11 protein-coding genes and 1 tRNA gene are annotated in these 11544 nt (G+C 34.9%); 2 read left to right on the top strand and 10 right to left on the bottom strand.

The features are described from left to right. Nucleotides 1-3: 3 nt before the first annotated feature. The 6 genes from ORI89_RS06600 to ORI89_RS06625 form a co-directional block, all read right to left on the bottom strand. Entirely contained in the window at nt 4-1356 is a 1353-nt protein-coding gene (locus ORI89_RS06600) for a hypothetical protein (RefSeq protein WP_268229652.1), read from the bottom strand. A 466-nt stretch (nt 1357-1822) separates the two neighbouring features. After that, complete coding sequence (locus ORI89_RS06605; RefSeq protein ID WP_268229653.1) at nt 1823-2056, bottom strand: hypothetical protein; 234 nt, start codon at nt 2054-2056, stop codon at nt 1823-1825. A 24-nt stretch (nt 2057-2080) separates the two neighbouring features. Continuing rightward, nucleotides 2081-3067, bottom strand: coding sequence for a hypothetical protein (locus ORI89_RS06610; RefSeq protein WP_268229654.1), 987 nt, complete (start codon nt 3065-3067; stop codon nt 2081-2083). A 51-nt stretch (nt 3068-3118) separates the two neighbouring features. Continuing rightward, on the bottom strand, nt 3119-4210 hold the full coding sequence (locus tag ORI89_RS06615; RefSeq protein WP_268229655.1) for a hypothetical protein: 1092 nt from the start codon (nt 4208-4210) through the stop codon (nt 3119-3121). Nucleotides 4211-4844: 634 nt separating this feature from the next. Next, a complete protein-coding gene (locus ORI89_RS06620; RefSeq protein WP_268229656.1) occupies nt 4845-5345 on the bottom strand; it encodes a hypothetical protein in 501 nt (166 codons plus the stop codon). Nucleotides 5346-5504: 159 nt separating this feature from the next. Beyond that, nucleotides 5505-5577 (bottom strand) — tRNA-Lys (locus ORI89_RS06625). Nucleotides 5578-5835: 258 nt separating this feature from the next. Here ORI89_RS06625 and ORI89_RS06630 point away from each other — a divergent pair. Next, nucleotides 5836-6705, top strand: a complete 870-nt coding sequence (locus ORI89_RS06630) for an SPFH domain-containing protein (RefSeq protein ID WP_268229657.1) — start codon at nt 5836-5838, stop codon at nt 6703-6705. Between the two features lie 45 nt (nt 6706-6750). After that, on the top strand, nt 6751-6933 hold the full coding sequence (locus tag ORI89_RS06635) for a ribbon-helix-helix domain-containing protein (RefSeq protein ID WP_268229658.1): 183 nt from the start codon (nt 6751-6753) through the stop codon (nt 6931-6933). 75 nt (nt 6934-7008) lie between these two features. Here ORI89_RS06635 and ORI89_RS06640 read toward each other — a convergent pair whose 3' ends face one another. The 4 genes from ORI89_RS06640 to ORI89_RS06655 all read right to left on the bottom strand — a co-directional run bounded on the left by ORI89_RS06640 (nt 7009) and on the right by ORI89_RS06655 (nt 11510). Beyond that, a complete protein-coding gene (locus ORI89_RS06640) occupies nt 7009-7878 on the bottom strand; it encodes a sugar phosphate isomerase/epimerase family protein (protein ID WP_268229659.1) in 870 nt (289 codons plus the stop codon). A gap of 238 nt (nt 7879-8116) precedes the next feature. Further along, the gene (locus ORI89_RS06645; protein ID WP_268229660.1) at nt 8117-8809 is read right to left on the bottom strand and encodes a hypothetical protein; all 693 of its coding nucleotides are present in this window, start codon (nt 8807-8809) and stop codon (nt 8117-8119) included. Between the two features lie 140 nt (nt 8810-8949). After that, nucleotides 8950-10203, bottom strand: a complete 1254-nt coding sequence (locus ORI89_RS06650) for a DUF3748 domain-containing protein (protein ID WP_268229661.1) — start codon at nt 10201-10203, stop codon at nt 8950-8952. A gap of 137 nt (nt 10204-10340) precedes the next feature. Beyond that, nucleotides 10341-11510 (bottom strand): sialidase family protein, encoded by a 1170-nt coding sequence (locus ORI89_RS06655; protein WP_268229662.1) that lies wholly within the window; start codon nt 11508-11510, stop codon nt 10341-10343. Between the last annotated feature and the right edge of the window lie 34 nt (nt 11511-11544).

An 11544-nucleotide genomic window follows, 5' to 3' on the forward strand; every position in this document is an offset into this window, starting at 1 on the left:
TTTTTAATTAAATAGTTTGTCTTGATCCATGGTGCTAATTTCTTTACCTGCATTATCCAACACCACAATTTTATTTATACGACCTGGAGCGCCATAATTATAATAATCAAAAACCACTCCATTAGCGTATACAAAAAAATCTGTGCCATACGCATAAACATCCTCTTCCGGTGTGTATGTCCATAGTACCGCTCCAGTTTCTGTATCAATTTTCTGTATGTACATCTTACCTTCAGGATTGGCGTTCGGCAGACCTTTAATGTACAGGTTATCTTTATCTTGGTACATTATTTCGGCACTAAAGTAAAGCCTATCAGGCGTAAGATCCCTGAATTCACTAATCCGAGAGTTTTGGAACAGCTTTTTATCATAGGAGGTGGTGCCCAAACGATTATTAAAATTATAGACCTTTTGCCACTTCGTTTGGTTGCTGTAAGGCAATTGAATGGGATAACCTAGATTATTTTTATAGCGATATTTAATCAACTGTCTTTTTTCATCGGGATATTCATGACTCTTCTCAGTGAAAATAAAGCGAATACTCTCTACAGCATCGTCCTTTAAACTTTTCAGACCAAGGTAGGATTCACGAAGCTCCTTAAAATCCTTATACAGCTTTTGGACAATGGGATAATAATAAAATTCTCTACCGTCATTTGTCATTAACCGGAATCCGTCTCCATTTTCTTTATTTACAAAATCCAAGGTAGCAATACCCGAGGACAATTCTGGTACGGCACCAAAAATCTCATCAGTTATCTCTTCCAATGCATTCCGCTCTTCATTCAACTGATAAAGACGGCTGCTTTTATCAGGCAATAAGTACCATTTTCCATCACTAAATTTTCGGGAGCGCAAGTGATATCCATCTTTCCAGTCCACCATTTCCTCTTCATTTAACACCTTCTGATGTATAGGGTCGTAGAAACGAATGAAATATTGCTCTCTTTTTTCTTCGGCGGAACTATTTCTACGTTCTACTTTAAACATTACGACAATATCTTCAGGGTGTTTTCCCGGGTATGCTAAATAAGATTCTATGCGCTCGCTATAATTTTTATTAGCATGTATAGTGTTAACAACGTTTTTTCCTTCCCATAGTGAGGTAATAAGAGTCGAAAAAAGAGTAATCCCCACAATAAAGATTAAGAAATAAATAATATTTTTACGGTTTTTATCCCGCAGAGAGGGGGCTTTTTCACTGTTGTAAGTATGTTTAATATTGACGTGAATATCATCATTGTCCAAAAAATATTCGGTACCACAGTTACTACAGATATAATGATCTTCTTTATACTCCTGCTTCTTTACACTACCGCACTGCGGACATTTTAATGCTTTAATATATTTGGCCATAGCCTTTTTATCAGATTAACTCCCTGTAAGTCCAAAAAACAATTCACAAAACTACACAAACCATTACTATTTATCGATTTATGTTATACAGTTAAGTAGGCAACTTCTATATTTTTTTATAAAAGACACAATAGTTCTTTCTTTTAGAACAGAAATTCCACTTTAATTACTAAATTCGAGTTCAAAATTCCGTTCTATTGGCAGCAATTAAACAGTTAGCAGGTCAGACACTTTGGTATGGTGCCAGTAATATTGGCGCTAAATTTCTTAACTACTTACTTACTCCTCTCCTGACTTATCTTATGTCGGACACTTCTGGGGCTGTTAAAGCTAGAAAATGATATAAAGCGAATAAGAAATAATTTATAAAATAAAAAACTCCAACTGTAATTCTTTGGAGTTTTTATTTAAGACTATCCTAAAATTGTGTACTTTTTTGTCTTAGTAACTTTTAGAATCACTGAAGCTAGATCCTTATCCAATTATTACCATTCCATCTAAATTCTTTTCCTGCTTTAGGTCTTGGTTGTTTTGATTGAAATATACCAGCTACAACTTTTACACATCCCTGACTAACTAAATAATTAGTTACATCGTGAGTAAACTGTACTGCCTTATCATGATTATGCTCATCTTGTTGACCAAAGCATACGCTATCACCTCCATCGTAGGAGAATTTTTGAACATTGTAAACTGCCATAATACTTTATTATCTAATATATTCCTACTCTATTCGTTTTTCGGATTCCACATTTTTAATCATTGATATAAATTCCTCTTTCATTTTTAATATGTCGTAATTGTTTTTTTGTACATTATATTCTTTAGCATACAAACTCAATGCTTTAGGACTTATAAAGTTATATGTATCTTTTCTAAAATGAACAAAATTTAAAGATTCTATATCTTTACTTTTTAATATCTGTGATTGAAATAAACCCTTATTTAAATTATCTAGCTCTTTAGTATCAACTTCAATAAATTTCCCTAAAGAGACAAACTCTTCTTTGTTAAGTAAATTTTTCTCACCAACTAATGAACCTGAATTATCAATAACTGCCTCTTTAATTTTAATAACTTTCTTAAAATTAACTTTTTGATTCATGTTGGCAGAAGGCAATGCACCAGTTTTTTTAAAAGATAATATACTTTCAGGTGGAATAGTTTTATTTAATTTCAAACTTTCGTCTAATTTAAAATGTAGTACCATCACGCTTATACATGTCATACCCATTAAATATTCACAAATAAAAAATATAGTTGACACTCTATTTTTTAATGGATTGATATGGAAGTCTCCATTTATAACATTCTTTAAAGTGTCCTTTTTCATCGAATTTAGCATTCCATCTGCAAAAGATAATGAAGAGCTAGATGGATCTATTCCTAATACATTACCGATAATTTCTCTGCCTAAGTCTTTAGAATTATCATCAATTTTATAGTATAACTCCTGTTTAGAAGTGTTTATTAAATACCCCGAACCATCTAATATAGAGCTTACCGCATCATAATCATTTATTGAATAATAAGAATTTTCATCATCTTTTTTTGTTTGACTTATAGACTTTATCATCGTACTAAAAAAAACTGAAACCTCATCAAACAGATTTGTAACTTCTAAAGGTATTTTATACTGGCTCTTTTCAGTAGTTATAATTAATATATTTCCTGTTTGATTAAAGGTGTAGAACTTTTCAATTTCCGTCATAATTTAACAACCTCTCTAATTTATCAAGGAATTTTATATTTTAGAATTCTATTATACTTTAAATTGTAATGAAGTAGTTGTTAAAGTATAACTGTTTCCTGTGCTTGTACAAGTGCCTTCTATTTTGATAGAGAAAGAAGCCTCTTCAGTTCCCGAAACTGAAAAAGAAATACTATTTTCAGAAGGCATAACCTTATCTCCTCCTTCACCAAAAGAAACTTTATCTGTTCCAATTATAGTCAATTTAACTTCCTTAAGTCCAAAATATTCCCCAATGATAAATCCATTTTCACCTTCACGTATTTCTCCAGATACTTTTGTATCAAAACTATTAAAAAATGGAGATCTGCCAACTAAAGCTTTTAGATGGTTAATCAACTGAATATAATCACGATTATTCATTTCTGTATTAAGTTCCTCAGCGAATTCTTTTATAAAAGAAGGCGTAACAAACATGTAAGTATCTTTATGGATTTTCAACTCAGTTTTGGTAGATTCTGCTTTAAAACAAGGACCTGCTTGGTAGGTAGAATTAGCAATACTTGAATCAACTGATAGTACTATTGCAGAAATTAATGGCATACCCATTATATATTCACACACAAAAATAATATTGGCTACCTTACTACTACTACTCGAGTTAGCTATACTAAAATTCACATAATCTTCAGATTTTTTCCCTATAGATGCTAACATAGATTGAGCAAATGGTATTATAGCATCACCAACTGCTAATCCTATAACACCAGAAAGCAAATCTGTTGAAAACGTTGTACCGTAAGTACTAGTTTTAGATACTAAATCTTGTTCAGTAACTCTCACAAAATAACCTGAACCATCAATAATAGCTTCTAACGCATCATAATCATATAACGAATAATACATTGGTTGTTCAATCTCTTTTCCTCCTACTTTAACTTTCTTAATTAAATTAGGATTAATTGTCTGAGATATAGATTTAGTCATTGCAGCAAAAAACACTGATACTTCAGAGAAAGTTTCTCTAACAGACTCAGGAATATCATTACCATCAGGGTCTGTTGATGACATCATTATATTTCCTGTTTGATTAAATACATAATGTTTTGTTCCTTGAATATTAAACTTTGAATCTAATGGAACTAATAATTCACTTTCTTTCATAAATCTCGTTTTTTAATTTCCTACTCATAAGGCTCTTTCAGAATTTTGCCCCGTTTTTGCAAATGGTATCTGGACTCCATGGTTAGTTGGTAAAATGTTTTATAAAAATAGTAATATTAATTATAATTTAATATTTAAAATTATTTTATTTTTTTCCTACGGCTTATGTTTTTAAAAAAAATAATTTAAACCCAATTACATGACAAAATTTCATGATATAGAAGTCCAGTTTTTTCACACCCAGAAAGGGGCTATTCGGATAGACAATCGAGTTCATTTTTGAATGCAGATTTAGCCTTTCTCCCGTGTTTTTTGATCTTGATCGGTTTTATTTCTCGAGCAATGTCGTTTGCCGTAAGATAGTACCGGATACAAGCCAACATACTAAGCATCATTAATTTTTCGAGCCTCTCCAATGCCGCTACATGGGGGCTTCGATATTGAACCCACTGAATTTCATTTCTTTGAAAAAGGTTTCGATCTGCCAGCCCTCTTTATAAGAGGTCAATGCTTTATCAGACTTATTAGAAGAGACTAATATAAGCCATTCGGTCTTTTCTTAAACACTGGATTTTGCAGCTGATAAGTAGCAAAGTTCTCCCCCTAGCTTCACAATACACAAACATTCTGAATATTAATAATTTATCATCACATTGAACAAATAGGAAGCTTTGACAAAATATTGCTTTATTGCCAAGAAGACCTTAAAATTATTACATATCGTGATATGATAACGAATATTATGGAGGGTTAGAAAGTTGAGCCAGAGATCTCCCACAAACTTCCTATCGGCCAATAGACAATCAATCTGATCTAGACCAAACCAATCGGTGAAGTTCTGCATTAGATCGATCCGTTCCTGTGCATTGGAGTTTCCTCTTTTGTCAAGCATCTTGAACAGAAACGGAACAACAATACCTCTATATGCCATGCGTAACATCAAAATATTGATATTGCTACTCCCGAACTTCAAATTTGTTCGGTCTATGACCAATATTAACTTTCCGCTTATGAGCATCGCGCTGAATATCAAAGAGCTAATAAGCTTCATCTGCAATTCTGCCTCTGCCATAAAACGCTGCATACGCCGCGCCCAGCTCGAAGCAAGGCTTGCAGAAGCAAAACCTGCAGACATCTTCACAAAGCTTACAGACTTTGCTTTGCATAGCACTCTTACAAACAAAAAGATGAGGCGGATGACGATTTCAAGAAGTAAAGAGATTGAACCCTTGTGTTCTCATCCCAGATATTGGTATACAAAAAAAGCCTCACTTTTCAGTGAAGCTTTTGTTTGTGATCCCGCTGGGATTCGAACCCAGGACCCATACATTAAAAGTGTATTGCTCTACCAGCTGAGCTACGGAATCTCACTTCTAACTTTTGAAGTTTCCTTCGTTGTTTGGAGTGATGCAAAGGTAGGTATTTTGAAGACAATACCAAACAAATACAGCATAATTTTGCATATTAAATCAAAACACACTCAATATGAGGAAATTATTGTTAGATTTTATTTGTCAAATAAAAAAAGCCTGTTAAATATGGACCGATATTTTGATAAACAAGAAAAATAAAATATATTTATGATATCATTTTGATATCATACAAACTACATTAAACAAAAAATTATGGAAAAAACAGTAAAACCCATTTCAGGATACACCGCTTTAGGTGTCGCTATCATCAGTCTACTACTCTCTATTTATCTTTTTATTACAGGCATAAAAAATGAAGTAGCTTTTCTCATTGTGATTTCAGTTATACTCTTTATTGCTTTTGTTTTTATTTCAAAAGGCATCATGATTATTCATCCCAATCATTCTCGAGTATTAAATTTCTTTGGAAAATATGTAGGAACAGTAAAGGAGAATGGTTTATTTTTCATCAACCCACTTTATAGTACCATTAAACTTTCTCTTCGTTCAGAGAATTTACAAGGACAAACCATTAAAGTTAATGATAAGTTGGGCAACCCTATAGAAATTGGCGCTGTCGTTGTATGGAAAATAGGCAATACTTATAAAGCTGTTTACGATGTAGAGCGAGTAGTAGATTATGTCCGGGTTCAAAGCGAGGCTGCTGTCAGACATTTAGCAGTTAGCTTTGCCTACGATGATTTTGAAGAAGGTACTCAAGAAATAACCTTACGAAACGGTGGCGAAGAAGTTAATCATATTTTAGAAAACGAATTGACAGCACGTCTAGAAAAAGCAGGTATAGTTGTTGAAGAAGCAAGAATTAGTCACTTGGCTTATGCCCCTGAAATTGCTAGTGCGATGCTTCAAAGACAACAAGCAACAGCTATTGTAGCCGCTCGCAGTAAAATAGTAGAAGGAGCTGTTGGCATGGTTGAAATGGCTTTAAAAAAATTAGCCACTGAGGGTGTCGTTGAGCTTGATGAAGAACGCAAAGCAGTTATGGTCAGCAATCTTATGGTCGTGTTATGTGGCGATAAAGCTGCACAACCTGTTGTGAATACAGGCACACTTTACAACTAATTGAACGTATAACAAACGGGCCAAAATTATAATAAAACAAGCATCATGAAGAAGAATTTTGTGTTGAGGATTGATGAAGATATGTATAAACTTTTAGAAAAGTGGGCGCAAGACGAATTTAGGAGTGTGAACGGTCAGGTAGAGTACCTTATTCATCAAGCATTAGTAGAAACGGGACGAAAATGTAAAAAAGTCACCATCAAAACAGATGATAAAAAAACAGAATAAAACCACTCTAAAAAAAACGGGCGAAAGATTACTCTTCCGCCCGTAAATATAATCAATCTTAAATAGCGCTCGTTTCTAAAGTACTTGAATACCTTGAGCAGCTGTTACACCCTTAAAGTAACCTGCAGACTCAGCTATACCTGCTAGCGGGTCTTTCATATCCTTTTCAAACTCCAAGCTACAAACACCCGAATATTTAATTTTATTCAAAGCCTTAACAAAGGCAGGAATATCAATTACTCCTCTTCCCAGTTCGCATGTTGTGCCTTTAGCTTCTGCCATCGTCACATTTTTCAAGTGTAAGTCAAATATTCTGTCCTTATAACGAATCAGATCTTTAATAGGATCATGCTGATCACGCATATTATGCCCCATATCAAAGCACATCCCCATTCTGCTATCTAAATTTTTGATGTAATTATAAATCACAGACGCATTAGGATAGAGTTTATCTTCCGGCCCATGATTATGTATACCGTATCTAATATTATACTCCTTACATTTCTCTGCTACATACGGAAGTACATCAGGCTCAGGAATACCTACAATTAAATCAACACCGACACGCTTTGCATATTCAAAAGCTCTATCTATCTCTGGGTTACTTTTCATATAGATAGGGCCTACAGCGTATCCTTTCACATTAGACTGTGCTAAAGTTTCATGAAAAATTTTGATCTGCTCATCCGAACTATCATAGGGTAAATGAAAATCCTTAATACACAAATAGTGTATATCCATTCTTTTCATCATTTTCAAAGATTCTTCTAAATTAAAATGTACAAAGCTATACCCCGCTACACCTAATTTTAAACCTTTCCCACCTGCAGACTCTTTTACTCTTACATTTTCTTTATGGGGAGCACCAAAAACCTCGCCCGCTATAGCAACAGATGTGGCTGCCAGTGAAATATTTCTTAGAAATTGTCTTCTTGAATTGATCATAATAATTATCCGTGTTAGTTTACTAAAGTTTGACCAAAACAATAATAATAAAATTTCAGTGAAGCTTTATAGGTAACCCCCTTAATTAAATACGAAATCGTTGTAAATTGCCTCTATATAGGAAAAACACAGCTTTTTTTAGCAGATTTCAATTATTATTACTCCTACTATCCGCCATTTTTCTATGGTAAGAAGGAGTAATAATCAAAACCTAATTTTTTACTTTTTTAGTATATTATCAAAGCTTAAAGAACCCCTCACCTAATGCAGCCTCGGGAATAGCTACATAGGAATAATAGCTCGGTAAAAACCAACCCATCACTTCCATTATCTGATGATAACGATTTTCATTTTCAAACTGCCAGGGTGCCAAATTAAAAACTAAATCACGGCCTTTCCCCTCTTCACTCCTATCTAATAAGCATACTTTTGGCTCTTTCACGCCTTGTGCTTCCAAAAAGGCCTTAATAACTTTTCTAGCTTTTACAGGTAAAATATAAGCAGGAGGATTTAGTGTTTGAACACTTTGTGAGCCATCAATCACCTCGTCTTTCAGTGTAGAGTTCTCAAATATATGTGAAGTTGGTATAGCAAAGGTGCGGTGTATCGCATAATGCACTAAGTCGCCATAACTCAGTATCCACTCTACTTGATTATTTCTCGGTTCTAAAGCTATACCGAAGCCATTCTCAAGTAGAAAATCCTCCAACATATCACCCAACACATAAAACTCTTTAAGCTGCTCGTTTTTAGGCAGAAAAAACTGAAAATAAGGAAACCCATCAGGTCCTTTTATCACCTGCGGCTCTCCGCACGCGAAAGCAGCTTGACCTACATGCGATAAGAAAGTACTCATCCATTTCTCATCACGAGACTCTCTTCCTATCTTTAACAGGTCTCCAATAACCTGCGTGTGTTCGAAATTTTTCATAATAAGTTTCTAATATCCTAAAATAATTCTACTTCTACCACAATTCGAGCACAAAACTGATGGCACATACAGAAAGGTATAGCGTCATATGAAAACCTTAAAATAACAGGCAACTATTAATCTGAAAAACGAAAGAGGGATTACAAAGTCAATTTTTTAATCTGAATATACCACCTATTATTATTGGCCTTTACAAATTGATTAAACACAATAAACTTTCCATCAGAAGAAAAAGATGGCACACCTACAACCTCACCATCATCATTTCCAAAATCCGTCAATCTCACTAATGAGTCTTTTAAAAGATAAAACACATAAACCTGACCTTGCGCTACGAATGTCAGCGCATCTGACTGGGGATTCAGATTTATAGGCGAATTTATGGAAAAAGAAAAATCTGACAAATAATTTAAATTACCTGAATCAACTTCACAACGCACTAATTGATTATTACCTTTATCATCTTTTCCCAATGCATAGATATATTTGCCATCTTGACTCGTGCGCAACCAATGTCGAAAATCAGACAAACCGTTCTCAGAACGGGTCAACCTTCTCGCTACAACCAGCTGAGGCACTCTTGGACGTTCACCTTTTTCACCTACCGCCTCTATATCGGCAAGCAATTGTTGCTTATCAATTTCCACTAAATAGATCTCTGTAATAACCTCGCCCTGGCTATTTAAGGTATTTCCCTGAAAGACAACAGCATCATGCTTCAAACCATTAACAGCTGTAGCAGGCAGCCAGCACTCATCAAAAGCTTTAGAAATTTCATCCGACCCTTTTAAAGGATTACGCTTTACGTCAGATACTATAGCTGAATAATAAGCCCCATCATTGTTCCCTCCCATTTTATCCACCTGTAACATCGAATCGGCCTTTACCATAACCCCTACCATACGAATATCACGATCTACATATTCGTCGTTATATGTAAAGCTGACCATTGTACCATCGGGACTCCAACAGTGGGAATGCGTCCCACCGCGCAGAGATCCTGGTAAATAAGGGTATTCAATATCACGTGCATCTGCATCTAAAGCCGTACCTAGATCAGCCAAGTCGACTATTTTAGCTGTTCTTCTCGATATTGCATAAGGCATATGCTCATCAGCATCGGGTAGACCATGAATAAAAATGACTTTATCTTCTTTCGGATGAAATGAAGCGGCTCCTACCCCTGGCCCATAGACTGTCTGATTAGGTACTTTATACAATAAGCGTTCTTCTCCTGTATAAGCATTTACTATACCTATCACTGCTGTTTCGCCGATTTTCGTATCATCATTTCTCCCATCAAACACAATCCATTCCCCCGATTTAGAAAAAACATTATTATGATGCAAGGTGTGTCCTTCAAGACTTCTTGTCAAATTTTCATCTCTATTCATATTTTTTTTCACAGATTGACATCCACAAAGTATAAAAAATAAAACGCCGTATTTCCAATAATTATAAATGCTAAAACACTTCATTTATTATATAAAAAATATGGAGCGCTTATAGAATAAGCGGCTCCACCGCCCGATTATAAATCTCTAAAGTTACTGATGCGATGAAAGGTTAAATAATTGGCATCATGATTATTATGGGCATTATTTTCACCATCAAAATAAGCTGTTCTAGAAAGTAGAATAATATCATTTTCTTCAAATGACCAGTCCACATACTGAAACCCATGATACAACACATCTTCATGTGCTAGTATAATTTGCACATCCTCCCAATTCAATAAATCATGGGACTTTCTAAGCATCAATGTGTTCCTCGTTGTTGCTGAATTCCGACTGGGGTATTTTTTCTTAACTTCATCTGAAACAACATTTACTAGTGTCCAGTAGGCATTGGATTTAGGGTCATATTTTACGACAAATTTTTTCGAACCGCCAGGAAAATCAATAAAACCTGTAGCTGGCTCAAAATTCATTTCTTTACCATTTTCTAAGATTTGCACCATTGCAGCCTTCTCATTTTGACTCGTTTTATCATCTACCCGCAACATATCCCACATCCTATTTTCTCTATCTATTACAAAATTCCCCTCCAACCACCCACCAAAATTACCTTGCAAATAAGTTTCATCATAATAGACGGGGTCACTTGCACGCCATGACTCGGCTTTTAATAAATCGGCATCTATAGCAGCGCTCATCACCATGGCTCCATATCGTTTTCCCCATTGCCTTATTGGCCCATGCGCTGTCTCCATAGGCCTCCATAGCCTACCATTATATTCTATTATGGGCATTGGTGCACAATGAAACTCTCCTGTTAACAAAACACCATTATCTTTATTCGTAGGCTGCGTCCAGGTTTTACCTTCATCGGTAGACTTTCTGATCAAAACAGTACCGTGATGTCTGTCGGGCCCTAAAAAATATAACGTTCCTCGATGTACAAATAATGAACTCCAAAACGCCCCATAAACTGTGCTCTGCAATTGCCATTTTACTCCCTTATCCTTCGATATATAAATCCTTGAAACAGCCTGTTGCCATTCTGAACTCTCTGGGCCAAAGAAATCATGCGCAGCTATATAATCACCGTTAGGCATAACAACCAAACTAGGAGATCCGATATACTTTTGAGACGATGCAGGTTCGTAACAAACAATCTCCCCCGGCACCTTTTGCGAAAAACAAATAAAAGGTAATATCATAAACAACAAAGTATTACACAGTGATTTATTACTTTTCATATTTTTTCTGTAAAAGATTTAGAAAATATATTAA

The sequence above is a fragment of the Sphingobacterium sp. UT-1RO-CII-1 genome, assembly GCF_026711005.1.
Lineage (GTDB): Bacteria > Bacteroidota > Bacteroidia > Sphingobacteriales > Sphingobacteriaceae > Sphingobacterium.